The sequence below is a fragment of the Streptomyces sp. NBC_01276 genome, assembly GCF_041435355.1.
Taxonomy (GTDB): Bacteria; Actinomycetota; Actinomycetes; order Streptomycetales; family Streptomycetaceae; genus Streptomyces.
This window is the reverse complement of the sequence record NZ_CP108442.1, coordinates 385,770-410,330: the sequence shown is the minus strand read 5'-3', so window position 1 is coordinate 410,330 and position 24,561 is coordinate 385,770. Positions and strand designations below refer to the sequence as shown.

The following is a 24,561-nucleotide window of genomic DNA, read 5'->3' as shown; positions in this document are numbered from 1 at the left end:
CAATGAAAGGCGGTGCCGGTGTGCCGTGCTGGCGGTAATCCGACCTCGCGTCCGCCCTCCCCTTCCGGTCCTCGCCCGTACCCGTCCGGTCGCCGATCCCCCGGGGGGTGGGTAGCCTCGCAGAGGTTCATGCGAGGGGGGCACACCCGAGACGGGAGCCACCGTGAAGTCGATACCGCGCAGCCGTTGCGCCCGGAGCGTCGCCGCAGGCCTGCTGTCCGCCGCGCTGCTGACCGGCGGAGCCGTGAACGCCTTCGCCGCCGCCAGTCCGACGCCGCCCTCGTCGAGCGCGAGTCCGGCCGCCGACAAGTCGATCACCATCAAGGCCGACAAGGCCGCGGTGCAGGTCGGGGACCAGGTCATCTTCATCGGGCGCACCAAGGGGCTGAAGGTCGGCAGCAAGCTGGTGCTCCAGCACCTGAACAACGGCAAGTGGACGACACTGCAGGCGAACACCCTGGTCAAGAACGGCAGCAGCTACACCCTGCCGGGCAAGCTCAACGCCAAGGGCAAGGAGCAACTGCGGGTCATGGGTGACGACAAGACGGTCTCCCCGACGGTCGTCGTGACCGTGAGCTGACCGCCCTCCTTTCCCGCCCTGCCCGGCCCCGGCCCGCGGACTGCCGACCGCCTCCGCACCTGCCCCCGGTAGGCTCGGGCCGCCGCGCGGGTCCGTACCGTCCCGTGGGACGGTACGGACCCGAGGGAAGGAACAACCGCATGCCCGGCGCCGCCGACATCCGGATCCTGCGCGCCGCCGTACGCACGGCCGTGCCGTGGAAGAACGGCGGGGGAGTCACCCGCGAGATCGCCGCCCTCCCCGAGGGTGCGGGCACGGCGGCGTTCGACTGGCGGATCAGCCTCGCCGAAGTGGACGCCGACGGCCCGTTCTCGGAGTTCCCCGGTGTCGACCGGACGCTGACACTGGCCGAAGGGGCCGGCATGGACCTCACCGTCGCGGGCGAGCGCCGGCTCGTCGACGAGCGCTACGCGCCACGGCACTTCCCCGGCGACCGGCCGACCGGCTGCCGTCTGCTGGGCGGTCCCGTCGTCAACTTCAACGTGATGTACCGGCGCGCGAGCACACTGGCCCGGACCGCCGTCGTGCGCGGCGAACCGACCCTGGCCGTCCTGCCCGGGGAGACCCTGCTGGTCTGCGCGCTCGACGGTCCGGCCACGGTGGATCCGGTGGATGCGGCGCCGGAGCCCGGCCCGGCCGTCGAACTCGGTCCGTACGACGCGGCCTTGCTCCAGGGGCCCGCCACCGTGGTCCTGCGCACGGAGGGCCGGGCGGCCGTGGTCACGCTGCGAACGGTTTGAGCCGCCGGGGGCCGTGATCGCGCCAACCCCTCCCCAACCCTTGGTCAAGGAGAGGTAAAGCGGGATACCGTCGCGCATGTTTTCGAACAAACAGCATACGAACATGCGTACCTCGCGGCTCCGGACCTCCAACGTCCAGGAGGCGAAGGGTGGTTCGACCAGCCGGCGCGCCCTCCTGCGCACCGCCGCGGCCGGGACGGCGGCCGCCGGGTCCGTCCTCGCGCTCGGCTCCGCCTTTCCCGCCGCCGCCGCGCCCGTCGGCCCCGCGGGCGGCGCCAGGCCGGCCACCCCGGAGCAGGCCCTGCGCGAGCTGGAGGCCGGCAACCGGCGCTGGCGCACGTACCGTCAGGAGCACCCGAACGAGTCCCCGTCGACCCGGCTCCGGCTGGCCAAGGGACAGCGGCCCTTCGCCATCGTGCTGGGCTGCGTGGACTCCAGGGTCCCGCCGGAGCTCGTCTTCGACCAGGGGCTCGGCGACCTGCTGACCGTCCGCTCGGCGGGCGAGGTGCTCGACGAGGCGGTGCTCGGCAGCATCGCCTACGGGGTCCTGGAACTCTCGGTACCGCTGGTGCTCGTCCTCGGACACCAGTCCTGCGGGGCGGTCGGCGCGGCGGTCCACGCCGACGAGAGCGGCGACCGGCTGCCCGCGCACATCCAGTACCTGGCCGACCAGATACGCCCGGCGATCGACCGGAGCCGGCAGGGCGAGGCCCGTATCAGCGCCACCATCGACGCCCACGCCCGCCGTACCCGGGACCGGCTCGCCGCCGAACCCGACCTGGCCCGCGCCGTATCCGCCGGGAAACTGGCAGTGGCGGCCGCCCGTTACGAACTGAACGACCAGCGGGTGCGCACCCTCACCTGACGGACACCGCCCCGGACCGCCCGGGGCCGGGCCGTGAGCCCGGCCCCGAGGCAGGTCCGAGGCTGGTCCCGGGCGCCGCCCGCCGTGCAGAATCGAACAGTGATCACGACCGAACCCGAAGCGGACCCCTTCGACGCCCACCGAAGGCTCCTGTTCGCCACCGCCTACCGCATGCTCGGCACCGTCAGTGACGCCGAGGACATCGTCCAGGACACCTGGCTGGCCTGGAACAAGGCCGACCGGTCCGAGGTCCGTCACCCCAAGGCGTACCTCGTCCGCACGGTGACGAACCTGTCGCTCAACCGCCTGACCTCCGCCCGCGCCACGCGCGAGGAATACGTCGGCCCCTGGCTCCCCGAACCCCTGCTCACGGCCCCCGACGTCGCGCAGGAACGCGAACTCGCCGAGAGCGTGTCCACGGCGATGCTGGTCGTCCTGGAGAGCCTCACCCCCGTGGAGCGCGCCGTGTTCGTGCTGCGCGAGGTCTTCGGCTACTCGCACGCCGAGATCGCCGGCTTCCTGGACCGCCCGGAGCCGACGGTCCGCCAGATCTCGCACCGGGCGCGCAAGCACGTAGCGGAGCGGCGCACGGTCTACGACACCGACGCCGCGCAGCGCGAGGAGGTCACGGCCCGCTTCCTGAGCGCCTGCGCCGGCGGCGACCTCAACGCCGTGCTGGAACTGCTCGCCCCCGACGTCACCGCGTGGTCGGACGGCGGCGGCAAGGTGAGCGCCGCCAGGCGGCCGGTGTACGGCTCCGACCACGTCGGCCGCTTCCTGATCGGGGTGATCGCCAAGGCCGCGCGGGACGCCGTGGACGTCTTCCCCGTTCCCACCCCCGCCGTCATCAACGGCGAGCTCGGCGTCCTCATCCTGGCGGGCGACACCCCGGTCGGTGCGATCACCTACGACCTGGAGGACGGCCTGATGCGCAACCTCCGCTTCCAGATCAACCCCGACAAGCTGGCGGGCCTGAGCCGCTAGGCGAGTACGCCCGAAATCTTGTCAGTGGTCGTAGGCGATCGGCGATCGGCGACCGGTGTGCCGGATGGCCACGGTGAGGGCCAGGAAGCGTTGCCCGACGCGGGCCAGGACTCCGGCCGGAGTCCTGGCCCGCGTCGGGCAAAGGAACTAGTGCCGCGTCAGGAAACGTTTGCCCTGTGTGCGGTGTGAGATATGTTCCTCGGCCATGGGCGAGTTGATATTGATCAGGCACGGCGAGACCGCGTGGAGTCGGACCGGCCAGCATGCCGGCCGCACCGACCTGCCGCTGACCGAGGCGGGGGAGGCCGCGGCGCGTGCGCTCGCGCCTCGACTGGCCGGACGGGAGTTCGTCGCCGTCTACAGCAGCCCGCTGACTCGCGCCGTGCTGACGGCCGAGCTGGCGGGGCTGAGCGGTGCGGAAACCGACGCCGACCTGGTCGAGTGGAACTACGGCCGCTACGAGGGGCTGACTGCCGAGCAGATCCAGGAGCTCAAGCCCGGCTGGGAGCTGTGGCGTGACGGCGTGGACGCAGGCGAGGACCTCGGGCACGTGACCGTGCGGGTCGACGCCTTCCTTGGCCGGGTCCGGCCGCTGCTGGACAAGGGTGACGTGGCCGTCGTCGCGCACGGCCATCTGTCACGCATCCTCACCGCGCGCTGGCTCGGGCTCGACGCGTCGGGCGCGCGACAGTTCGGGCACCCGCATCCGGGGACGATCAACACGCTGGGTTACGAGCACGGGCTGCCCGTCGTGCTCGGGTGGAACGTGCCGTAGTGGCGACTGTCCACGTCCCGTCCGAGATGTACCTACTGCCACATCAAGCGACGTTCGCCCTGTTCACGACCTCGCGGAGGCGTTCGTCGGCGGCGTGCTTGTTCCGCCAGATGATGTAGCGGCGGATCATGCTTCCCTGTTCTTTGTGGCTGGCGTGGTCGGTGCCGTCGAGAGCGAAGTAGCGCAGGGCGGTGAACTGGGCCTCGATCCGGTTGAGCCAGGAGCTGTTGGTCGGTGTGTAGGCGATCTCCACGTTGTTGGCTGCCGCCCACGTCGCGACCCGCTGGCAGCGTCTCGTCGTCAGGTGCGGGGAGTAGTTGTCGCAGACGATCGCAATGCGTATGTCCGTCGGGTGCAGCGAGCGCATGTAGCGGCAGAACTCCAGGAACTTCGACCTGTTCTTGGTCTTTTTGATATGCCCGTAGAGCTGGTTTTTGGCCAGGTCGTAGGCGGCGAAGAGGTGACGGACCCCGTGCGGGCGTGTGTAGGTCGCTCGGCGTCGGGGTCTGGGCTCGCGGTCGGGGTCCTTGTGCCGGCCGCCGCGTTCGGCCCATTGCCGGCCGGGGTGGGGCTGAAAGGAGACGCCTTCCTCGCGGAGCAGGATGCGAAGGCCCTCGTGGCTGATATCGTCGACCACCCCCTCGGCGACCAGGAAGTCGGCCAGCTTGGCCAGGCTCCAGGTCGAGAACGGCAGGCCGTGCTCGGCAGGCTTGGACTTGGCGATCTTCTTGATCTCCCGGCGTTCCGGGAGGGTGAAGGTTCTCGGCCGGCCGCCTTTGAACTTCGGGTAGAGCGCCGCGAAGCGTCGGCGTTGAAGTTGTGGATCACGTCCCGGACCCGGTCAGGGCTGGTGAACGTCACCTCGGCGATCTTCCCCACGGACATGCCCTGCGCGGATAACAGCACCATCTGCGCCCGTCGCCAGGTCACTACCGAGCCGGTACCCCTGCGGATGATCCGCAGCAGACGCCTGCCCTCATCGTCATCAATCTCCCGGACCTGCACGCGTTCCGCCACGTGATCATTCTGGCCGTCCGATACCACCCGGCGCAGCACTCCAGCGATACATCACCATAGGGCGAACGTTGCTTGATGCGGCACTAGTACGAGGTCTGGGACAGGCCAGTGACGGTACCGTCCTTTCCCACGTAGAGTCCGACCGGCTGCCAGATGTCGCTTTTCAGCGCCAGCGTTCGAAACGGCTTCCCACCGTTGTCCAGCCGGTAAGCACCGATTTTCCCGTTGCTGGTCCACTCGATTTCCAGGTGCCAGCTGCAGTCGCACCTGGCGGTACGTACCGAGAAATGGAACACCTCCGGGTCGGTCGTGGAGATCTTGTAGGGAAAATTCACGATCGCCGGCGACGGCCCGGAGGGCACGTCCGGAGTTCGTCGGGGAAATGCGACCAAACGGCCGGACATGTGTTGTCTTCGAAGGTCACGGTAAAGGGAGTCTGCTCCTTCCCGAACTCGTTCACGACCTTGCTGCCCACCGTCTTGAACAAACCCTGAAGAGCGCCGCTTGGAACCGTCGCCGCGGCCCCCAGGAGAACTGTAACGACCCACGTCAAAGGACGTTTCCAGAAAGTCTTCTTCCTCCTGCCCGATTCCGCTTCCGCCTGTGGTTCCCCGTCACCCGACCCTCCATCGGAAGAATGTGTATGCACGGCGGCCTCCCAGCAGAGCGGTTCTCAGGCGCCAATCACCCCGTCTGGAGCCATGGTTACCCCACCCCGTCTCCGCCTGCCACCGAGACCGTCACCCTGTGTTGCGGCGGGGGTGATGAGGCCTGCGGCCAAGACCCGGTCCGCGGACCCGGGAGGACTGTCGCGGCGGCCGGGGCGTTCACCCCGTCCGGCCGTGTCCACGAACGGCGGCCGGTCCGCGGGCGTGGTCCGTCGGCGACCGCGGCATGAATCGGTGAAACGTTCCGGCCCCATCCGTACACGCTCCTGAGGAAGCGTCGGAAAGTTCTTGTGGCCATCGCGTCGGGAGCCTTAGTTTCGAATCGTCTCGACCGAGAGACGCAAATTCCGAAAGGCCCGGCCGGAACATTCCCGATCGGTTTCCGTCGGAATTCACCCGCACCCTGCTTGGAGGAACAGTGAGCGACATCCAGAATGCCGATTCGGCGAACACGTCGGACGAGTTCGACGTCGAGGTCGGCGATGAGGACCTGGAGGCCGTCTCGGGCGGTCTCGAGCGCATCTGACGTCCGTCCCGTCCGGGTGCCGGCGCACGCCGCCGGCACCCGGCCCCCGTCCACGAGGAGGACTGTGTGTTGAAGCCGCCGAGCGATCCGGCACGCGACGTCCAGGTGCTTCGCGAGCTCATCACGCGCAAGGCGTCGACCGCCTGGTACCGGGAGAAGCGCGGGGAGATCGAGAGCATGGCTCCGTACGATCCGGGCCGGGGGCGCGAGCGCCTCGACCACCTGCTGGCCGCCGCCGCGCGGCAGGTCCCGTACTACCGCTCCGTCGGCGACCGCGAGCAGCCGGGCCTGGGCGACTTCCCGCTCCTGCGCAAGAACGACCTGCGCGAGCACTTCGTCGACTTCATCAGCCGTGACGGGAGCGGCCGGATGGCCCCCGGCGCGTTCTTCCTCACCCAGACCAGCGGCAGCACCGGACAGCCCGTCACCATGCTGTCCACCGCGGAGACCGGCGGACTGGCGAACAGGGTGATCCGCGAGCGGTACAGCGCCTTCCTCGGTCTGCCGGACAGCGGCACCGTCCTCAATGTGGGACTGCTCTTCCCCGGCACCACGCTCTTCGAACCGGTGATGCTGCCCCGCCCCTACGTCAAGTGCAACCTGCGCGGCTACGACCCCACCGCGCCCGACATCGTCGCCGACTACGAGGCCGTGGTCGGCCGCTTCCCGGTCGACGAGATCACCGGTTCGTCCAGCCGCGTCATCGCCCTGGCCCGGTACTGCCTGAGCCGCGGCATCACCCTGCGTCCCCACGGCGTCGTCGCCACGTACGAGCACATGCCCGACAGCGGCCGCCGCATCGTCGAGGAGGCGTTCGGCCGTCCGGTGACCATGCTCTACGCGACGTCGGAGACCGGATACGCCGCCTTCGAATGCGGGCGGCGGCGGATGCACTTCCAGGACGACCTCGTCCTGCCCGAGATCGAGCCGGCCGACGCCGACGGGGCGGGCGCGATCGTCCTGACCCCCCTGCTGTCCACCCCCATGCCGATCATCCGTTACGTGACCGGCGACCTCGCGCCCCGGCCCGTCGACTGCGGGTGCGGTCTGCCCGGCACCGTGACCGACGGCCTGCTGGGCCGGGCCCGCAGCAGCCTGGTCGGTCTCGACGGATCGGCCTACTCCCCCTACGCGCTGCTGGCCGCGCTGGCCGGAGGCGGCCTGCCGGACTTCCAGGTGGTGCAGCACGAACCCGGCACGCTCGACCTCGTGACCGTCGGCCCCGTCGAAGCCGCCGCGGCCTGCGTGCGGGACATCAACACCCGCCTCGACGCCTACTTCGGTGCCCGCCGGGGCTTTCGCCTGCGCCACCGCCCGCACCACGCGTTCCAGTTCACCGCCAGGGGCAAGCGCAACCCGGTGGTGCAGCACCTGCCGTTGCCGGACACCCCCGAACGCTCGGCATACCTGTGACGGCACATGACGACGACCTGAACCCGCTGCCGTGAACATCCGTCCCGAGCCACCGATTCCGCCGGCCCGTTCCGCCGCGGCCATCAGGGCCGAGCCGGTCGGCGAGTCGGTTCCCTTCGCGCACGAGGGGCCGACCAACGGCGGCGGCGTCGTTCTTCCCGGGCAGACGAACGACAGTTCCAGGTGGGTGACGAGAGAGCAGATGCGCCACGCCGTGGAACGCGGCGATCCCAGCGCGCTGTGGTACTACAGCGGCACCTACGGGGGGAAGTCGGTCGAGGGGGCGGCGAAGGCCACTGCCGAGAAGTACGGCGGGCGGACGATGATGATGCTGATCGAAGACCTCGGCCTGCCCACCCCGTACTACTCCGACTACTCCGAACGGGCCGCGACCTTCTGGCGATGGGCTTCGGTGGGATTCTCCGAAGCCGCGCGGGGCGAGGTGCGGATCATTTTCGGCGACGCCGTCAGGAGGGGGAACACCTGGCAACGGGTGGAGTGCCCGACGCTCATGGCGAACCCGCGCGTCACGGCCGTCCTGTGGGCTCGACCCGGGACCCTGTTCCGAAAGCTGCTCGACGGCGGGCAGTGCGACCCCCGCGGCCAACTGCCCGACGGAGTCGCCGTTCAGGAGCCCGTGCGCCACCGGCCGCCGGGGCCGTCGACCCCACAGCGGTCTCGTCCGGGCATCCGTGGCACGAATCGATGACACCGTTCTCCCTTTGTCCTGCACGTTCCGGAGGAAGTGCGGGACGGGGCTTGTCGACGCTTCGCGGGGCGGCCTACGTTCGGCTCGTCCCGACGGGAGACGAATGCGCGGAACACACCGTCGGGAAATCACCGGGAAATCACCGGGAAATCACGATGCCACGAGCGGCCCGCCCGAGGGCTGTGCGAAGAGCGATCCGGAGGGCCGTTTTGAATTCGCCGAATGACCTCGCCCACGACGTCCGGGAGATGCGCGAGCGGATGGCGCGCAAGACGTCGTCCTCCTGGTTCCGGGAGAGGCGCCAGGAGATAGCGGAGCTGGCCGCGTACGACCGGGACCGGGGGACCGAGCGACTGGACCGGCTGCTGGCCACCGCCCGGGAACGGGTGCCCCGGTACCGCGCGCTGCGCGGCCGGGAGCAGGTGGGACTGGGCGACTTCCCGCTGACCCGCAAGAGCGATCTGCGCACCCACTTCCTCGACTCCATCAGCCGTGATGCGACGGGCCTGATGGAGCCCGGCCGCTTCTTCCTCACCCAGACCAGCGGCAGCACCGGACAGCCCGTCGCCCTGCTCTCCACCGTGGAAACCGGCGGCCTGTCGAACGACGTGATCCGGGAGCGCTTCAGCGCCCACCTCGGCCTCCCGGACAGCGGAACGGTCCTCAACGTGGGACTGCTCTTCGGGGGCACGCCGCTGCTCGAACCGGTGATGCTGCCGCGCCCCTACGTCAAGTGCAACCTCGCCGGCTTCGACCCCGATTCCCCCGGGATCGTCGCCGACTACGAGGCCGTGGTGGGCCGGCTCGCGGTCGACCTGGTCACCGGTTCGTCGAGCCGGGTGATCGCATTGGCGCGGTACTGCGCCGAACGCGGCATACGGCTCCGGCCGCAGGGCGTCGTCGCCACCTACGAGCACATGCCCGACAGCGGCCGGCGCCTGGTCGAGGAGACCTTCGACTGCCGGGTGACGATGCTCTACGCCACGTCGGAAACCGGCTACGCGGCCTGGGAGTGCCGGCGCGGACGGATGCACTTCCAGGACGACCTCGTCCTGCCGGAGATCACCCCGGCGGGAGAGGACGAAGTCGGCGAGATCGTCCTCACCCAGCTGCTCTCCACTCCCATGCCGGTGATCCGCTACGTCACGGGCGATCTGGCACCCCGGCCCACCACCTGTGACTGCGGACTCCCGGGGACGGTGACCGACGGTCTGCTCGGGCGTTCCGGGAGCAGCCTGGTCGGGCTCGACGGGGCGGCGTACTCCCCGTACGCGCTCCTGGCCGCGCTCTGCGCCGCCGGACTGCCGGACTTCCAGGTGGTACAGCACGAACCGGGGCTGCTCGACCTCGTCACGGTCGGAGCCCCGGCCGACGCGGCGGCGACCGTACGGTCGGTGAACTCAAGGCTCGGCGAGCACTTCGGGCCGCGCCGGGGCTTCCGCCTGCGCCACCGGCCGGAGGGCGCGTTCGTGCTCACCGCGGGCGGCAAGCGCAACCCCGTGGTCCAGCGCCTGGAGGTCGCGCAGGCCCCGGAGCGCACCAGGTACATCCACTCCTGAAGGACGCGGCGGCCGGGGACGGCCACCCGACACCACCGGCCACACCGGCCTCGACCCGGCCCGCCCCGAGCGGTCCCCGTCCGAACGACCTGGAGATCCCCCGTGACAGGCGCGCGCAGTGTCCCGCGGCAGCCGAAGCCGCTCGCCGACGGCACCGACCACATCGAGCACCTCCAACGGGCGCTCGCCCGCCTGGAGGTAGAGCGGCTGCGGGCGTGGGGGAGCGAGCTGGCCATGCGGCTCCGGCGCGGCGCGCGCCTGCTGGCGGCCGGCAACGGCGGTTCGGCGGCCGAGGCACAGCACCTCACCTCGGAGCTGGTCGGCAGGCTCAGGGACGACCGTCAGCCGCTGTCGGCGATCGCCCTGCACGCCGACACCTCGGCGGTCACGGCCATCGGCAACGACTACGGGTACGACGAGGTCTTCGCCCGCCAGGTCCGGGCCCACGGGCGCCCCGGCGACATCCTGGTGCTGTTGTCGACGTCCGGTCGCAGCGGGAACGTCCTGCGGGCGGCCGGGGCGGCCCACGAGAGGGGCATGACGGTCTGGGCCCTCACCGGTACGGAGCCGAACCCGCTCACCGAACTCGCCGACGAGTCGGTCTGCGCGGACGGTCCCACCGCGACCGTCCAGGAATGCCACCTGGTGGCCGTGCACCTCCTGTGCGCCGCCGTCGACATCGCGCTCGGCGTCTGCCCGGCGGCGACCCCCACGGGGGACGCGCCCACGGGGGGAGCGCCCACGGCGCCGGGCGGGCTGGTCGTGGTGGGCGACGCGCTCCTGGACCGGGACCTGGTGGGCACGGTGGACAGGGTCTCCCCGGAGGCACCGGTCGTCGTCGTCGACCACGTCGAGGTCCGTTCGAGGCCCGGCGGTGCCGGGCTCGCCGCGGTGCTCGCCGCACGCGGCGCACGGCCGGTCACCCTGGTCACGGCGTTGTCCGACGACCGCGAAGGACGGGACCTCGGCGGACTGCTGCGAGACGCCGGGATCCGGGTGATCGACCTCGGGCTCGCCGGGCCGACACCGGTGAAGAGCCGGGTCCGCGCCGGCGACCGAACGGTGCTGATGTTCAGCCGGGCCCCCGAGGCCGCGCCCGGACCGCGCCGCACCCTCACCGAGGAGGAACGCGCGCTGGTGGTCGGGGCGAGCACCGTCCTGGTCTCGGACTACGGGCGCGGGCTCACGGAGGACGCCTCCGTCCGGGCGGCCCTCGCGGCCGCCGCCCCCGTGACGCCGATCGTCTGGGACCCGCACCCGCGCGGTGCCCGACCGGTCCCCGGCGCCCGGCTGGTCACCCCGAACCGCGGGGAGGCGAGCGCCTTCGCGCCCGGGAGCGCGGGCACGGACCTGCGGTCGGACATCGAGCGCGGCCGGCGGCTCGTCGACCTCTGGCAGGCCGCCGGGGTCGCCGTCACCCGCGGAGCCGACGGGGCCGTCCTGCTGGACGCGGCGAAGTCCTCACCCCTCGCCGTTCCCGGGCGGCACGTCGTCGGGGCGGACACGTGCGGCGCCGGTGACCGCTTCGCCGCGTCGGCCGCCGTACTGCTCGCGGACGGCGCGCTGCTCTCGGAGGCGGTCACCGGCGCCGTCCGGGCCGCCGGGGAGTTCGTGGCGGCCGGCGGAGCGGCCGCCTGGACCGCGGGTGCGGCGGCAGCGGAGCCGGGCACCGAACCCGCCGACCCGCTGGAGGCGGTCGCCCGCGTGCGCGCCGCGGGCGGCACCGTGGTGGCGACCGGCGGCTGCTTCGACCTGCTGCACGCGGGCCACATCGCACTGCTGGAGAGCGCCCGCCGGCTGGGCGACTGCCTGGTGGTGTGCCTCAACGACGACGACTCCGTCCGTCGGCTGAAGGGACCGCGGCGCCCGGTCGTCACGGCCCCGGACCGGGCGGCGGTCCTGGGCTCGCTGGCCTCCGTGGACGGCGTGGTGGTCTTTGCGGAGTCCACGCCGCAGGAGGCGCTGCGCCGGATCAGGCCCGACGTCTACGTCAAGGGCGGCGACTACAGGGTGGACGACCTGCCCGAGGCGGCCCTGGTCGAAAGCTGGGGCGGCCGGACGGTGATCCTGCCCTATGTCGACGGGCGGTCGACCACCCGGATGGTCGACAGGATCCTGCTGGGCGCCGGAGAAAGGTGACGGCCCGACCTCACCCGGTGTGCCGCCCCCGACCGGTGGGCGCCGGAAGGCCGAAGTGCCCGCGCAGGGTGTGGTCCGCGTACTCGGTGCGGAAGACGCCGCGGTCCTGGAGTTCGGGCACCACCCGGTCGACGAACTCGTCCAGTCCGCCGGGGGCGAACCGGGGCACCACCACGAAACCGTCGGCACCGTCCGACTGGACGTAGTCGTTCATCTGCTCCGCGACGCGTGCGGGTGTGCCGACGAAGGGCCTGCCCGCCGTCAGCTTCATCACGAGCTCCCGGATGCCGAGGTTCTGCTCGGCGGCGAGGGCCCGCCACTTCTCCGCCCGCCGCGAGCGCACCACGGCGTCGGCCAGCCCCGGCCACCGGGGCGGTGCCGCGTCGGGATCGGGGTCGACGTCCGGCAGCGGTCCGTCGGGGTCGCAGGCCGACAGGTCGCGTCCCCAGGTGCGTTCCAGGTACCAGATCGCGAGCTGCGGGCTCACCGCCCGCCGTTGCCCGGCCTCGGCGTTCGCCCGGGCGTCCTCATCGGTGTCGCCGAGGACGAACGACACCCCGGGCATGATCTTCACGTGCTCCGGGGCACGACCGTGGCGGGCCACCCTGCGCTTGACGTCCGCGTAGAAGGCCTGGCCGGCCAGGCCCAGACGACGGCTGTAGATCATCTCCGCGGTGGCGGCCGCGAACTCACGGCCCTGCTCCGAGTCCCCCGCCTGGATGGTCAGCGGGTACACCTGGGGGCTGGTCGGTACGGTGAACCGTCCGCCGACGCGGAAGTGCGGCCCTTCGTGGTGGAACCGGGTGGCCCCGTGCGGTCCCCAGCCGTCCCACAGGGTCCGGGCGACCTCGACGAACTCCGCTGCCCGGACGTAGCGGTCGGCATGCGCCAGGTAGCCGCCGCGGCGGAAGTTCTCGCCGGTCCAGGCGTCCGGCGTGGTCACGACGTTCCATCCGCACCTGCCGCCGGAGAGGTGGTCCAGGGTGGCCAGCCTGCGGGCCGTGTCGAAGGGTTCGTTGAAGGTGGCGTTGACGGTGGCGGCCAGTCCTATCCGGTCCGTCACGGAGGCCAGTGCCGACAGCACGGTGATCTGGTCCAGCTGACCCGCGACGCCGACATCGGAGACCTCGCCGCGGTGCTCCACCAGCCGCGGGAAGTCGGCGAGGAGGAAGGCGTCGAACCTGCCCCGCTCCGCCGTGCGGGCCAGGTGGGAGTAGGAGGAGAAATCGACCTGGCTTCCGGCGCGCCGATCGCGCCAGACGGTCATGTGGTTGACGGGGAAGAGCGCCGCGAGGTGCATCTGCTTGACGGGCTTGTTCATCGGGGCCGCCTTTCAGGCCGTGAACACGTTCGGGGCCCTGCCGGGCAGGCCGAGCCGCGCGCGCAGTGAGGTCTCCCGGCGGGGGCGGAGCCAGGACCGCCGGCGCAGGACCGGGACGACCTCCGCGACGAACCGGGACAGCGTGGTGGGCAGGAACGCGGGGTGGAGGTGGAACCCGTCGACGTCCCCGGAGTCCCACATGTCGCCCAGCAGATGGGCGAGTTCGACCGGGGATCCGGCGAACCGGGTGCGGTGCGGCGCGGCGTCCCCGGGACGGGCGCCCCAGCCGGACACGCCGTGGTCCCCGGCGAACAGTATCTCCAGCTCGCCCATGACCCGGGTGCTTGCTCCGCACCGTGCCCGGGCTTCCGGCACGTCACGGACGTCGGCGAACACCATGTCGGCGTCGTGAAGGGCGGCCCGCTGTCCGCGCGGATCGAAGTCGACCGCGAGGACGGGATGGCCCTGCGGCGGCCGCGGTACGTTCGCCGGGCCCTTGATGCGGAAGTGCCGTCCGGCGTGGTCGATGTGGTGGAGCTTCGACCGGTCGAGGAATCGCCCGGCCGCCACCTCCCTGATCTCCGCGCCGTCCTCCCAGCTGTCCCAGAGCTTGGTGACCACCTCGGCGAACTCGGCGTCCTCCGCTTCGAGTTCGTCCAGGCGGGCGGGTGGCTCGGGTCCGAAGTGCGCGGCCTCCGCCTCCGCGGTGACCACGCGCCTCCGCCAGCCGGCGCGGCCCCCGCTGATGTGGTCGAGCGTGGCCAGCGCCCTGGACACGTGTACGGGTTCGCAGTGCGTGGTCGTCACCGTGGGCACCAGGCCGATGGTGGTGGTCAGTGGAGCGATCCCGGCGAGCACGGTCACCGCGTCCGGGCGCCCGAGCGCGGCGCCGGGCCCCTCCGGGAGCACCATGGAGTCGTCCAGCGTCACGAAGTCGAAACCACCCCGTTCGGCCTCCTGTACGAGCTGTCGATGGTGCTCGGGGTCCAGCGGATCGCCGGGTGAATGCCACCGGGACTCCGGGTGGCAGCCGGTCGCGTCGATGGCCATGCCGAGGAACATCTGAGCGCTCCTCTCGAAGAGCTGGTCACGGGCTGAGGGGTCGATGGGCGAGCAGCCCCTTCGATCGGACTGCCGCTCGGCCCGCAGCCTAGGCCGGGGGGACCGGCCGGCCCGGCCTTCCGGGAGAAGGGCTGCGGCTCCGTCCGAGTTGGCCGGGGAGGTTGCACGGATCGATGGAACCCCGGAGTCGCGCGGGTGCAGGCAACGGAGCAACTGTCGGAAAGGGCTTGTCGGCCACTTCGGGGCGCCTTTAAGTTCGACTCATCTCACCCGAGAGAACTGATTCTCCGGGAGTCCGAAAGACATTCCTTGAAGACTTCTGACGGAACTTCAGCCTGTTGGTCAAGCCAGAAGGAGAAAGACATGGGCGACACCCAGAAGAACGCGCCGGAAACCGCGTGGCAGGAGACCTCCCTGGAGGTCAACGACGAGGAGCTGGAGGCCCTTTCGGGCGGGATGGAAGACCTCATGGGCGGGCTGGAAGTGATCTGACCGTCACGTTCCTGGTCGTGTGCCGGCGGCGAGTGCCGCGGGTACACGACCAGTTCCATTTGAGGGCTGAATTCTCCTCTTCCCGTCACCAGTAGAGAGCGCATGATGAAGACCGCACAGGTGCGAGTCGTCGAGTCCATGCAGGAATACGTTCCCCGGGCCGGGGAGAGGAGGGTCTTCCTCGCCGGTGGAATGCGCGACTGCCCCGACTGGCGCCACGACGCGATATCCGCCTTCCGCCGGATCTGGTCCGCGGGCGGCGCCGACCGGTGCTCGCTGGCCCTCCTCAGCCCGCGTCGGGTCATCGCCGGCTCGTCCGGCTTCAACGAGTCCATGGTGGCTTGGGAGCACCGGCACCTGGCGCTGGCGGACCTGGTGCTGTTCTGGTTTCCGAGCGGCGGCGCCGCTCGGCCGGAACAGCCCATCGCACTCTATGAACTGGGAGCGGCGGCGGCCACGGGACGGGCGATCGCGGTGGGCGTCGAGGACGGGTACCGGCGCCGCCCGGACGTGCTGGCGCAGCTGCGCTGCGCGCGGCCGGGGCTGCCGGTCCACGGCGATCTCCCCTCCACCGTGAGCGCCGCGGTGGAGGCGCTGCGCGCCGGGTCCCGTCCGCTTCGCAGTGCCTCGTAAGAGAAAGTGAGCACCTGATGGAAATTCTGCGCTCGTTGGTGGGTGACCCCGAGCTGTTCCTCGGGACGGCCTGGCGGCGTGAGGCCCGTGTGCTGAGCCCGGGCGTGCCGCCCGCCGGGCTGGTCACGCCGGCCGACCTGGACGCCGTGCTGACCGGTGGCCTGCTCCGCAGGCCGTATCTGGAGATGGTCCGTGGCGGACGGAACCTGGAACCGGGTGACTTCACCACCCCGCGAAGGCTCGGTGAACACGAGTTCCCCGGTTACGCCGACCCGGGGAAGGTGCTGAGGAGGATCTCCTCGGGAGTCACCCTGCTGATGCGCAACGTCGAGCACTGGCATCCGGGGGCGGCGGCGCTCGCCGGCCGGCTGGGCGCCGAACTCGGCCGCCCCGTCGAAGCGTTCGTCTTCGTCACTCCGCCGGGGGAGCAGGGGCTGGGTTCGCACCGTGACGATGCGGACGTCTTCGTCGTACAGCTGAACGGCAGCAAGCGGTGGCGGGTGCACGGCGCCCCGGCGGACGACGCGTGGGGGATCGGGTACGAGCCGGCCCCGGGCCCGGTGCTGCTGGAGGCCACGGTGGAACGTGGCCAGGTGCTCTACATCCCGCGGGGAGCGCCGCACTCGGCCGTCGGCCGGAGCGGCGGTCTGTCCGTGCACCTGTCGCTGACGGTGCGCAGGCCCGGCACCGGTGCTCCGGACGGTCCGCGGACGCGATCGACGGATGCGCCCTCGCTCGCGGCGCTGGCGGCCGTGCTCGACGGCTGAGGAGCGGGAACCCCGCGAAGGCGGGGGCGTGGGGAACGGTCGTGCCGGTGACGGCACGGCCGTTCTGTCGTTCGCGGGCTGTCGGCGTCGGCGATGTCACCGGCGCCGTCACCGTCACCGGAAAGCGCTTCGGCGGCCGATGGGCGGGGACGCTTCGCGTCCCGCCCATCGGCCGCCGTGGGCGCCGGATGGTGTGGTGCCTATTCGTCGTTCGTGACGGTCAGCCCCTTGAGGCCTGCCACGAGCGCCTGGAGGTCGTCGTCCGAGAGATCGGCGGCGTAGGTCTCGTCTTCCTCGTTCACGGTCCTTCTCCTCTGCTGTTGCTGTATTTCCTGCGGGTTTCGGTTGCCCGGGATGCGGCGGCGTTCAGCGTGGAACGTCGGACAGCGCCGGGTGGCCGAGGCCGGCGACGAGGGAGTCCAGCTCCTCCTCGGACAGGTCGACGGCCTCGAACCGGTCCGGGTACGGGACCAGCAGCCGGAGGACGCCGCGGTCGGCGATCTCCCCCCACGCCCGGATCTGGGATTCCAGCACGCCGGACGTCACGGGCCGATTGCGGACGACGTCGATGACGGTGCCCATCGGCACCTCGATCCCGTGCTCGGCGAGCAGGGCCCCGGGATCGCGGGACAGCATCCGCTCCTTGCCGGGATCCGACCAGACGGCCGCGACCACCGCGTTGTATCGAGCGGCGAAATCACTGCGCTCGGCTTCTTCCATCGTGCGGACCTTCGCTTTCCGTCATGGAGCGGGGGAGTTGGTGGCGGCACCGGTCGGGTTCGCCGACTGTGCCCACAGCTGGCGCTGGGCGAGCCGGTGGAACAGCCCGCCGGTGTCCGCGAGCAGTTCGTGATAGGTGCCGCTCTGGACGATCCGACCCTGGTCCATGACCAGGATGACGTCCGCGTTGATCACGGTGGAGAGCCGGTGGGCGATGACGATCCGGGTCGCGGCGAGTTGCCGGGTGCTCGCGGTGACGATCTCCTGGGTGTGGTTGTCGAGAGCACTGGTGGCCTCGTCGAAGAAGAGCACCCGCGGTTTGGAGATCAGCGCCCTGGCGATCAGGACACGTTGCCTCTGGCCGACGGACAGGGCGCCGCCGCCGAAGGACAGCAGGCTGTTGAGCGCCATCGGCATCCGGCGGATGTCCTCGTCGAGCCCCGCCATGGCGGCCGCTTCCCAGACCTGCTCGACGGAGTAGGGCTGGGCGCCGCAGATGTTCTCCCGGATGGTGCCGCTGAACAGCCGGCCGTCCTGGAGGACCACGCCGCACTGCCGGCGTACGGCCTGCACGTCGAGCTCGGAAAGGTCCTGCCCGTCGTAGAGCACGGAGCCGCTGCGCGGGCGCTCGAAGCCGAGCAGCAGCCGCAGGAGGGTGGACTTGCCGGAGCCGCTGGGACCCACGATCGCGACGAACTGGCCGGGGCGGGCGTGCAGCGTCACCTTGTCGAGCACCGGGGTGTCCAGGCCCGGGTAGCCGAAGGTCGCGTTGACGATCTCGATCTCTCCCCGGAGGTCCAGCGGCTGGACGTGGCTGGGTTCGCGCTCGGCCCGCGCCGTCAGTACCTCCGTGAGGCCGTGCAGGCGGGGGAGTACGACGACGAACTCGGCGCCGCTGGTGACCAGGAGGATCATGGACTGGAGTTGCAGGGCGAAGGCCGCGTTGAGGGTGAAGAAGCCGCTCGCCGGCACCTGCCCCCGCAAAGGGCCCGCCAGCAGGGCGAAGAGGATCAGCTGTCCGGCGATGGGGACGGTGACGGCGACCGCGGACAGGGCTCCCTGCACCCGGTGCACCCGCTGCAGCCGGGCGCGCGCCACCACGGTGGCCTGCGCCCAGCGGCTGAACATGGCGTTCTCGGCGGCGGCCAGCCGGATCTTCATGATGCCGCCGAAGATCTCGTTGGTCACGGCCGCGGCGTGGTGCTCGGCCGGCAGGGCCTGGCGCTGACGGCGGATCACCACCAGGCCGAAGAGGACTCCCAGGCCGCTGGTGCCCGCCAGCAGTACGAGGGTGTACAGGCCGACGACGGGATTGATCGTCAGGGTCAGGGCCAGTCCGGCCGCCGCGGTCAGCAGGGCGAGGAAGATCCGGGTCGCCAGCCCGTTCAAGGCCTGGCGGGCGTAGGCGGTGCCCAGCATCTTGCTGGCCAGGACGCCACTGGTGGTCCGGGTGAAGAAGTCGGACGGGAGCCGCATCAGCCGGTCCCACAGGGCGAGCTGGATCCCCGATTCCAGGCGGTCCTCCAGCCGCAGCGCGTGCAGGTTGAGGAGCGCGGTGAACAGGGCCGCCGCCACGGCGCTCACCAGGTACAGTCCGGTGGCCCAGGGAAGGTCCTGGAGGCCCCCGGACGTCAGGGAACTGAGCACCTGGCCGATCAGCAGCGGGGTGGCCAGGCTCAGCGACGCGACGGCGACTCCGGTGGCCAGCATGGACCGCAGCTCCGACGCGGTGCCGAAGGCCCCCCGGCGCAGGAGTTGCCGCAGACTGGTGTCCGCGGGCAGGGGCAACTGGGCCAGGGTGGCGTTCTGGCCGAAGGTGTCCGCGCGCCGCCGGTCCACCGGGGTGCGCGCCCGGGTGTGCGGGTTGACCATCCAGTACCTGCCGCGGGCGAACAGCAGGGGAACCGGGATCAGCCGGGCGCCCCCGTCGGCGCCCCCGTCGGCGTCGGAGTCCGAGGCCACGGCGGCGCCGGCCGAGGCGGCCGGGCGCCAGCCGATGAGCGGTCCGACGTTGTTGTGCCACCACTTCGCGGACAGCCGGACCTGCCGCAGGTGGAGCCCCGAACTCTGGGCGACCGCCCGGAGTTCGTCGCCGTGGTCGCTCGTCCCCGGCGTGTGGGTGGGCGGCTCGGTCACGGAGATGTCCGCCCCCTCGGTGACCACCTGGAGGGTCTCGACCGCCCAGGCCCGGGCGTCCTGGGCGCCGTCGGTGGCGAGCCGCCCACCGCGGGCGCTGTTCGCGCCGAGCACCCCCAGGGCCCGTCGGGCACTCGCCGCCACCATCTGCTCGGCGGCGCGCTTGCGGGCGTCGAGGGCGTGCAGGAACGCGGTGTCGGTCGCCAGGGCGCGGTCGCCGAGCGAACGCACCAGATGGGCCATCTGCTGGTCGACCGCTTCGAAGAGGGCTCCGGAGCGCAGCAGGTCCGGGGTGTTCAGGAGCTCGACCAGACAGTCCGACTCCGCACGGGTCCAGTCCTGGAGGCCGAGGAAGAGCGCCTCGCGTCCGGCCGAGACGACGTGGTCGGCCAGGCCGTTCTTGCTCATGCGGCCGTCCGCCAGCCGGATCCAGCACGGCCGGCCGCTGCCGACGACCGTACGGCCGCGCGTGAGCGAGACGATCTGCCGGGAGCGCAGGACCTGGGCGTCCCGCGGGGCGCCGGTGGAGCGTACGGCGTCCGAGACGGCCTGCAGGGCCCGGTCGAGGGCGTCGCTGATCACGTCGGCGACACGGTCGTCGTGACCGGGTGGCCGGCCGGCGTCCGGTTCCTCCGGCCGCACCTGGCGGACCAGCCTGGAGAGCTGGTCGTGGTCGACGCCGCGGAGGCGGCCGCCGGGCAGTGGCACCACGGTGAGCTGCCACTCGCCGGTCGCGGTCGAGGACGGGATGGCGCTGTGGGCGGGGCAGCGGGCGACGAAGTGCTGCCGGGAGGTGTCGCCTTCGGGCGCGAGACGGCTCGCGAAGATGTCGGCGGGCCCGCCTTCGACCAGGTAGACGGTGTGCCGCCCGTCGATGCGACGGGCCGCGGTGGAGCCGGGGGCCGCCAGTCGGGCGAGCAGGTCCCAGTCCTGGGGTGGAGCGGCGGTGCTCATGTGGTTTCCCCCGTTGACCTCGCCTGGTGCCGGATGAGCGCCGCGTAGGAACCGTCGCGTTCCATGAGGGCGTCGTGCGTGCCGCGTTCGACCTCCTGGCCGTGCTGGAGCACGATGATCCGGTCGCAGTCACGGATGGTGGACAGGCGGTGGGCCACGATGAGGCACGTGGCGCCGCGGCGGCGCAGGTTGGAGTCGATCATTCGCTCCGTCTCGGTGTCCAGGGCGCTGGTGGCCTCGTCCAGGATGAGCAGCCGGGGGTTGCGGACCAGGGCGCGGGCGATCTCCAGGCGTTGGCGCTGACCTCCGGAGAAGTTGCGTCCGCCTTCGTGCACCGGGCTGGCCAGACCGCCGGGGCGGGCCGCCACCTCCTGGTGGATGCACGCGTCCTTGAGGGCCTGTACGACGTCCTCGTCGGGGATGGTCGGGTCCCACAGGGTGACGTTGTCCCGGACCGTGCCCTCGAACATGATCTTGTCCTGGTCGACCATCGCCATGGTGGCGGCCCACAGCCCCGGGTCGAGCGCCTGCGGCTCGCGGCCGTCGACGGTGATCCGCCCGCTCCAGGGCTGGTGCAGTCCGGCGAGCAGCCGGCCGACGGTGGACTTCCCGCTGCCGGAGCCGCCGACCAGTGCCACCCGCGCCCCGGGGGGCAGGACGAGCGAGAAGTCCTGGAGGAGGGGCGGGACCAGGGGGTTGTAGCCGAAGGTGACCCGGTCGAGCACCACGTGGCCTTCCAGCGGTGTGGGCGTGCCGGAGACGGCGGGTGCCGGCGGCAGCGGATAGCGCTCCACGTCCTGGAGGCGCTGCAGGTCCGCGCCGATCTCCTCGACCTGGGCACTGACCGTGGTGAGGCTGGTGACGGGCCGGTTCATCGCCACGGCCAGGCCCTGCATGGCGACGAGCACTCCGACGGTCAGGGTGCCGGTCAGGACGAGGTGACTGCCCAGTGCGATCAGCACGGCGGTGTTCAGCGCGGCGAGCAGCGCGGGCACCGCCGCCACGACGGCCGCGGGCACGCCCGCCTTCTGCTGCCCCGTGGTCACCGCCGCCTGACGCGCGGCGAACTGCTGGTAGCTCAGCTCCTCCTGCCCGCTGGCCTTGACGGTCTCGATCATCGAGATGGTGGTGTACACGGCGGCGAACAGCCGCCCGCGCTCGGCCTGCAGGCCTGCGATGGCGGTCGCGCGGATGGTGGACAGCCAGCGCAGCACGACCACGTTGAGCCCGGAGAAGACCAGCGCGCACAGCCCGAGGACGAGGTCGTACTGGCACAGCAGCGCGGCGTAGGACAGGGCCAGCGCCATGTCCACCGCGGTGGATGCCAGACGCCGGGTGAAGATGTCGGCCACCAGGTCGTTGGTGCGTACCCGCCGGGCCAGATCGGCCGCCATGCGCTGGTTGAAGAAGCCCAGCGGAAGCCGCAGCATGTGCCGCATCAGGCGGGCCGCGCTGCCGAGCGCCACCGCGGTCTCGGCGCGCACGAGCAGGCGCTGCTGGAGCCATCCGGCGACGAGGGTGATCACGGTGGCCACGGCCATCGCCGCGACCAGCGCCACGGAGGTCGCCGATTCCGAGCCGAGCAGCACCCGGTCGACGAAGACCCGGGTGAGGGCGGGCACCGCGATGCCGACCAGAGCGACCAGGAGGCCGAGGATCGCGGTCTGGGGCACGACCGAGCCGAGGTTGCGCCAGCGTTCGCGCAGCGTGCGGACCAGACTGAACGGGTGCCCGCCGCGCTCGAACGCGGGACCCGGCTCCACCGCGATCAGGATGCCGGTGTAGGCGTCGTCGAACTCCTCCCAGCTCACCGTACGGGGGCCGGTGGCCGGGTCGTTGAGCCGGACCTTCCGCCCCAGGCCCTCCAGCACCAGGAAGTGTTCGAAGTTCCAGTACAGGATGGCCGGCAGCCGCACGGAGCCGAGGTCCGCGACGGGACTCTGCCGACCGCGTGCCGTCAGCCCGTACCGGCGCGCCGCCTTGGCGACGCTGGCCGCGGTGGAGCCGTCCCGGCTCACCCCGCAGGCCTGCCGGAGCTCTTCGAGCGGGACGTGCCGGCCGTAGTGGGCCAGTACGATGCCCAGCGAGGCCGCCCCGCACTCGGTGGCCTCCATCTGGATCACGGTGGGCGTGCGCACCCGCCTGGCGGTCGGCCGGTCGGTGTCGCGCTTCGGGAGGGTCACCCTCATCGTTTCACCAGCCAGTTCAGCGGGCGCTCCTGGGCCACGGTCAGGGTCGCCGTCACCGCGCTCTGCGAGTTCAGCGCGAAGGACGGGGCGGAGCGCGACCACTTCAGCCCGCTCGGCGACCCGGCGTCCGGGGTGAGGCGGACGGCCACCGCGACGACCGGACCGGTACTGAGGAACGGCGTCACATCGCGGCCGGAGCCGAGGAAGGCGTGCAGGGACTCCTCCGTCTCCGGCAGGGAACCGACGGCCGAGACCGTTCCGGACAGCGTGCCGAAGACGCTCACCGGAGCCGCCGTGGTCGACAGCCGTACGGGCATGCCGACGCGCAGCAGCGGGGCATGGGCCGCAGGGACGTAGACCATCGCCTCCAACCGGTCGCCGGGCGTGTCCAGCCGCTCCAGAACGGCGACCTTGCTCCCGGGCAGCAGCATCTCCCCTTCGGAGATCCGCACACTGACCACGTGCGCGGTCCACGGCGCGGTGACCGTTTCGGTCGAGCCGTTCTGGCCGACCAGGGTGTAGAGAGGCTGTTCCTTGCCGACCCGCTGGTTCGGGGACACCAGGACCGAGGCCACCTGCCCCTGCCGGGTGGCGTCCAGGGTGACGGCGCCCGCCGCGTGGGTGAGCACCCCGGGAGCGGCGACGGTCTTCGGAACGGAGGCGAACGCCGACCAGGTGCCGACGGAGAGCACCACGACCAGCAGTGCCACCGTCGTCAACCAGGCCGGTATCGAGGCGAGTCGGGCGATCTCGTCGAGTTGCTCCGGTGATTCGAGCTTTCGCAGGGCCTGTTTGCGGAATCTCAAGGCTGCTCCTCGCAGTCGGACGGGCAGGAGCCGAGGGTGAACTCGGCGATGGCGGGTTCGACCAGCGTGTCCAGTCCCGACAACGTGGCGAACGAGGCGACGTCTCCCGCCCCCAGGGCGCACGGGGCCAGCCCCATGTCGGTGGCGACGAGGTACATCCAGGCGGTCAGGATTCCGGCGTCCTTGAGGGCCAACGCGTACGGAATTCCTTCGTACTTCCACATCAGGCGTCCGATCCGCGCGGTGATCACGAACAGCACCTGGGGCGGGTCCGGCATGGCGGCCGTGGCGCGCGCGAACGAGAGCATCTTCGCGGTCTCGGGGCCGGTGGCGGCGACGGCCGCCAGCCGGTGCCGTACCGAGTCGTAGTGGTAGAGCCCGCTCTCCAGCCCGGCGCAGCGCGAGACCAGCGGATAGATCTCCAGTTCGCCGATCCCGCCGGCCCCCGGGTACGGGCGCCTGCCGGTCTCCGGACCGTCCACCTCGCCGGTCGCGGCGGGTCCGAGGTGCTGGACCCGGTGCAGGAACTCGGCCAACTGGGCCGCGGTGATCGGCCGGGCGTCGTCCTGGCGGCGCACGCTGCGCCGACGGGACATCACCGCGGCCAGCGAGTCGGGCGTCGCGCCGGCGGGGCGCGCGGCGGGCGCGGGCAGCGCGATGGTGCGCCGTGCGGCGGGACCGCCGGCCCGCGCGGGCTCCGGCTCGGGCTCCGGCTCGGGCTCCGGTTCCAGGACGCCGCGGAAGCGGTGGGTGGCGCCGATCGGCGCCGCGTTGCGCTGCGGCCGCGTCCGGTCGTGCAGCCACAGTTCCTCCGGCGACCACAGACCCATCGGCGCGGTGCTGACCTCGGCCTCGGCTTCCTCGGACGTCACCAGGACCTGCGCGGAGAGCAGTTCGTCCAGCACGTACCCGGCGGTGGGCTCGTCCACCTCCAGTGCCTTGGCCACGTCGAGCCGGCCGACCCCGTTCCCCGCCGCGCCCGCCAGGACCGCGCCCAACTGGGTGTGCGCACAGGCGATGGCGACGGTGCTCAGCGGGGAGTGGGCCAGCATCCGGCCCCGATCGGTGCGGAGAACCGCGAAGCGGGACAGCCGGTAGAGCACCCCGGCGCCGTGCAGGCGCCGGACGGGACCGCTCTGCGCCCCGAGCCCACGGGGCACCACGTCCAGCAGCGCCCGGGCCCCGGCTGCGATCCTGCGCTCCAGCCAGCAGTGCGACAGGAGCCGTCGTACCAGGAGTTGGGCGGGCAGGACGCGTGATTCGCCCTCCAGGCCGGTGATGAGCTGGGCTATCTGAAGATCGCTCAGCCATCCCTCGGCCATGCGCAGGAGCAGGGCGTGCCGGCCGGCCTCCGGCTCGGGGAGGCGCAGCCGGTAGCGGGATTGCTCCAGCACCAGGGACCCGCCCGGCTCGTGGTCCAACCGTGCGTCGACGCGCAGCCGATAGCTCTCGACCTTGGCGGCGCCCGGAAACGGGGACGTGCGTTTCATGGGATTTCACGATCCT

The 24,561-nt window shown here is 71.6% G+C and carries 20 protein-coding genes and 1 pseudogene; 12 read left to right on the top strand and 9 right to left on the bottom strand.

Features of this window, described 5'->3' with window-relative positions:
- The first annotated feature begins 163 nt into the window (after nucleotides 1-163).
- From OG295_RS01600 to OG295_RS01580, 5 genes are all read left to right on the top strand, one after another.
- Complete coding sequence (locus OG295_RS01600) at nucleotides 164-580, top strand: hypothetical protein (protein WP_371675144.1); 417 nt, start codon at nucleotides 164-166, stop codon at nucleotides 578-580.
- Nucleotides 581-720: 140 nt separating this feature from the next.
- On the top strand, nucleotides 721-1,320 hold the full coding sequence (locus OG295_RS01595) for a HutD family protein (RefSeq protein WP_371675143.1): 600 nt from the start codon (nucleotides 721-723) through the stop codon (nucleotides 1,318-1,320).
- Between the two features lie 103 nt (nucleotides 1,321-1,423).
- The gene (locus OG295_RS01590; RefSeq protein WP_371675141.1) at nucleotides 1,424-2,185 is read left to right on the top strand and encodes a carbonic anhydrase; all 762 of its coding nucleotides are present in this window, start codon (nucleotides 1,424-1,426) and stop codon (nucleotides 2,183-2,185) included.
- Nucleotides 2,186-2,284: 99 nt separating this feature from the next.
- The gene (locus tag OG295_RS01585; protein WP_371675140.1) at nucleotides 2,285-3,169 is read left to right on the top strand and encodes an RNA polymerase sigma-70 factor; all 885 of its coding nucleotides are present in this window, start codon (nucleotides 2,285-2,287) and stop codon (nucleotides 3,167-3,169) included.
- A 205-nt stretch (nucleotides 3,170-3,374) separates the two neighbouring features.
- Nucleotides 3,375-3,944 (top strand): histidine phosphatase family protein, encoded by a 570-nt coding sequence (locus OG295_RS01580; RefSeq protein ID WP_371675139.1) that lies wholly within the window; start codon nucleotides 3,375-3,377, stop codon nucleotides 3,942-3,944.
- A 43-nt stretch (nucleotides 3,945-3,987) separates the two neighbouring features.
- Here the strand turns inward: OG295_RS01580 and OG295_RS01575 are convergent.
- Nucleotides 3,988-4,961, bottom strand: a pseudogene (locus OG295_RS01575) (helix-turn-helix domain-containing protein).
- Nucleotides 4,962-5,044: 83 nt separating this feature from the next.
- Nucleotides 5,045-5,365, bottom strand: coding sequence for a hypothetical protein (locus OG295_RS01570; protein WP_371675138.1), 321 nt, complete (start codon nucleotides 5,363-5,365; stop codon nucleotides 5,045-5,047).
- 856 nt (nucleotides 5,366-6,221) lie between these two features.
- Here OG295_RS01570 and OG295_RS01565 point away from each other — a divergent pair.
- From OG295_RS01565 to rfaE2, 4 genes are all read left to right on the top strand, one after another.
- Nucleotides 6,222-7,568 carry a hypothetical protein gene (locus OG295_RS01565; protein WP_371675137.1) on the top strand — a complete coding sequence of 449 codons (1,347 nt, stop codon included), beginning with the start codon at nucleotides 6,222-6,224 and terminating at the stop codon, nucleotides 7,566-7,568.
- Nucleotides 7,569-7,755: 187 nt separating this feature from the next.
- Nucleotides 7,756-8,277 carry a hypothetical protein gene (locus tag OG295_RS01560; RefSeq protein WP_371675136.1) on the top strand — a complete coding sequence of 174 codons (522 nt, stop codon included), beginning with the start codon at nucleotides 7,756-7,758 and terminating at the stop codon, nucleotides 8,275-8,277.
- 209 nt (nucleotides 8,278-8,486) lie between these two features.
- Nucleotides 8,487-9,836 carry a phenylacetate--CoA ligase family protein gene (locus OG295_RS01555; RefSeq protein ID WP_371675135.1) on the top strand — a complete coding sequence of 450 codons (1,350 nt, stop codon included), beginning with the start codon at nucleotides 8,487-8,489 and terminating at the stop codon, nucleotides 9,834-9,836.
- A gap of 102 nt (nucleotides 9,837-9,938) precedes the next feature.
- Entirely contained in the window at nucleotides 9,939-11,975 is a 2,037-nt protein-coding gene (rfaE2, locus tag OG295_RS01550; RefSeq protein WP_371675134.1) for a D-glycero-beta-D-manno-heptose 1-phosphate adenylyltransferase, read from the top strand.
- A gap of 10 nt (nucleotides 11,976-11,985) precedes the next feature.
- Here the strand turns inward: rfaE2 and OG295_RS01545 are convergent, their stop codons facing one another.
- Complete coding sequence (locus OG295_RS01545; RefSeq protein ID WP_371675133.1) at nucleotides 11,986-13,296, bottom strand: NtaA/DmoA family FMN-dependent monooxygenase; 1,311 nt, start codon at nucleotides 13,294-13,296, stop codon at nucleotides 11,986-11,988.
- A 12-nt stretch (nucleotides 13,297-13,308) separates the two neighbouring features.
- Nucleotides 13,309-14,358, bottom strand: coding sequence for an LLM class flavin-dependent oxidoreductase (locus OG295_RS01540; RefSeq protein ID WP_371675132.1), 1,050 nt, complete (start codon nucleotides 14,356-14,358; stop codon nucleotides 13,309-13,311).
- A gap of 363 nt (nucleotides 14,359-14,721) precedes the next feature.
- Here OG295_RS01540 and OG295_RS01535 point away from each other — a divergent pair, with 363 nt between their 5' ends.
- The 3 genes from OG295_RS01535 (at nucleotide 14,722) to OG295_RS01525 (ending at nucleotide 16,250) form a co-directional block, all read left to right on the top strand.
- Nucleotides 14,722-14,850, top strand: a complete 129-nt coding sequence (locus OG295_RS01535; protein ID WP_371675131.1) for a hypothetical protein — start codon at nucleotides 14,722-14,724, stop codon at nucleotides 14,848-14,850.
- 102 nt (nucleotides 14,851-14,952) lie between these two features.
- A complete protein-coding gene (locus OG295_RS01530) occupies nucleotides 14,953-15,483 on the top strand; it encodes a nucleoside 2-deoxyribosyltransferase domain-containing protein (protein ID WP_371675130.1) in 531 nt (176 codons plus the stop codon).
- A gap of 17 nt (nucleotides 15,484-15,500) precedes the next feature.
- A complete protein-coding gene (locus OG295_RS01525; protein WP_371675129.1) occupies nucleotides 15,501-16,250 on the top strand; it encodes a JmjC domain-containing protein in 750 nt (249 codons plus the stop codon).
- Nucleotides 16,251-16,616: 366 nt separating this feature from the next.
- On the opposite strand, the gene OG295_RS01520 is transcribed toward OG295_RS01525, so the two are convergent.
- The 5 genes from OG295_RS01520 to OG295_RS01500 are packed head-to-tail and all read right to left on the bottom strand — an operon-like array spanning nucleotide 16,617 to nucleotide 24,545.
- A complete protein-coding gene (locus tag OG295_RS01520) occupies nucleotides 16,617-16,970 on the bottom strand; it encodes a hypothetical protein (protein WP_371675128.1) in 354 nt (117 codons plus the stop codon).
- Between the two features lie 21 nt (nucleotides 16,971-16,991).
- Entirely contained in the window at nucleotides 16,992-20,060 is a 3,069-nt protein-coding gene (locus OG295_RS01515; protein WP_371675127.1) for an ATP-binding cassette domain-containing protein, read from the bottom strand.
- Nucleotides 20,057-22,249, bottom strand: coding sequence for an NHLP family bacteriocin export ABC transporter peptidase/permease/ATPase subunit (locus tag OG295_RS01510; RefSeq protein WP_371675126.1), 2,193 nt, complete (start codon nucleotides 22,247-22,249; stop codon nucleotides 20,057-20,059). The genes OG295_RS01515 and OG295_RS01510 overlap by 4 nt, the downstream gene beginning before the upstream one ends.
- A complete protein-coding gene (locus OG295_RS01505) occupies nucleotides 22,246-23,055 on the bottom strand; it encodes an HlyD family efflux transporter periplasmic adaptor subunit (RefSeq protein WP_371675125.1) in 810 nt (269 codons plus the stop codon). The genes OG295_RS01510 and OG295_RS01505 overlap by 4 nt, the downstream gene beginning before the upstream one ends.
- Nucleotides 23,052-24,545 carry a SagB family peptide dehydrogenase gene (locus OG295_RS01500; protein ID WP_371675124.1) on the bottom strand — a complete coding sequence of 498 codons (1,494 nt, stop codon included), beginning with the start codon at nucleotides 24,543-24,545 and terminating at the stop codon, nucleotides 23,052-23,054. The genes OG295_RS01505 and OG295_RS01500 overlap by 4 nt, the downstream gene beginning before the upstream one ends.
- Between the last annotated feature and the right edge of the window lie 16 nt (nucleotides 24,546-24,561).

Excerpts from the sequence above, each read along its gene's own strand:
- OG295_RS01595 (WP_371675143.1), top strand. The coding sequence starts at position 721 with ATGCCCGGCGCCGCCGACATCCGGATCCTGCGCGCCGCCGTACGCACG.
- OG295_RS01590 (WP_371675141.1), top strand. The coding sequence starts at position 1,424 with ATGCGTACCTCGCGGCTCCGGACCTCCAACGTCCAGGAGGCGAAGGGT.
- OG295_RS01580 (WP_371675139.1), top strand. The coding sequence starts at position 3,375 with ATGGGCGAGTTGATATTGATCAGGCACGGCGAGACCGCGTGGAGTCGG.
- OG295_RS01570 (WP_371675138.1), bottom strand. The coding sequence starts at position 5,365 with ATGTCCGGCCGTTTGGTCGCATTTCCCCGACGAACTCCGGACGTGCCC.
- OG295_RS01545 (WP_371675133.1), bottom strand. The coding sequence starts at position 13,296 with ATGAACAAGCCCGTCAAGCAGATGCACCTCGCGGCGCTCTTCCCCGTC.
- OG295_RS01540 (WP_371675132.1), bottom strand. The coding sequence starts at position 14,358 with ATGTTCCTCGGCATGGCCATCGACGCGACCGGCTGCCACCCGGAGTCC.
- OG295_RS01535 (WP_371675131.1), top strand. The coding sequence starts at position 14,722 with ATGGGCGACACCCAGAAGAACGCGCCGGAAACCGCGTGGCAGGAGACC.
- OG295_RS01530 (WP_371675130.1), top strand. The coding sequence starts at position 14,953 with ATGATGAAGACCGCACAGGTGCGAGTCGTCGAGTCCATGCAGGAATAC.
- OG295_RS01525 (WP_371675129.1), top strand. The coding sequence starts at position 15,501 with ATGGAAATTCTGCGCTCGTTGGTGGGTGACCCCGAGCTGTTCCTCGGG.
- OG295_RS01520 (WP_371675128.1), bottom strand. The coding sequence starts at position 16,970 with ATGGAAGAAGCCGAGCGCAGTGATTTCGCCGCTCGATACAACGCGGTG.
- OG295_RS01515 (WP_371675127.1), bottom strand. The coding sequence starts at position 20,060 with ATGAGCACCGCCGCTCCACCCCAGGACTGGGACCTGCTCGCCCGACTG.
- OG295_RS01510 (WP_371675126.1), bottom strand. The coding sequence starts at position 22,249 with ATGAGGGTGACCCTCCCGAAGCGCGACACCGACCGGCCGACCGCCAGG.
- OG295_RS01500 (WP_371675124.1), bottom strand. The coding sequence starts at position 24,545 with ATGAAACGCACGTCCCCGTTTCCGGGCGCCGCCAAGGTCGAGAGCTAT.